1 protein-coding gene is annotated in these 421 nt (G+C 34.9%); it reads left to right on the top strand.

Annotation, left to right across the window (positions count from 1 at the left end):
* Positions 1 to 421, top strand: a 421-nt coding sequence (locus HNS38_RS20180) for an immunoglobulin domain-containing protein (protein ID WP_172347022.1), incomplete at both ends; no start/stop codon positions are given.

Raw genomic sequence — 421 nt, 5'->3', positions numbered from 1 at the left:
AAAAATATTACGATTAACAACTGAATTTCAGATAGTTAAAAACCGAACTCAGGTTGGTATTTATTTCTTTTTCGATTATTGGCCCCAGCAAAATATGCTCAATGAGATAGATACGGCATTGAGTATTGGGAGCAATTATTCTATTTACTCTGGAACAGCCGGAGAATATACCTATTATAAATGGCTTAAAGATGGCGAGCTATTAGCAGAAGGAGCAGATATGGATACCTTATTTATTAATAATTTTACCACAAGCGATATTGGGGTTTATACTTGCCAGGCAACAAATTCATTGCTAGGTATGCTTACTTTGCATAGAAACCCGGTGAGTATTAGTATTTATGAGGATGTGTCAAATGTAGAATACCATGAGCCGGAAATATCATTATATCCAAATCCAGCATCCCAAGAGCTTAATATT

The organism is Lentimicrobium sp. L6, assembly GCF_013166655.1.
GTDB lineage: Bacteria > Bacteroidota > Bacteroidia > Bacteroidales > UBA12170 > UBA12170.
Note: the sequence above shows the minus strand (reverse complement) of the source record. Positions and strands in the feature narration are given on the sequence as shown.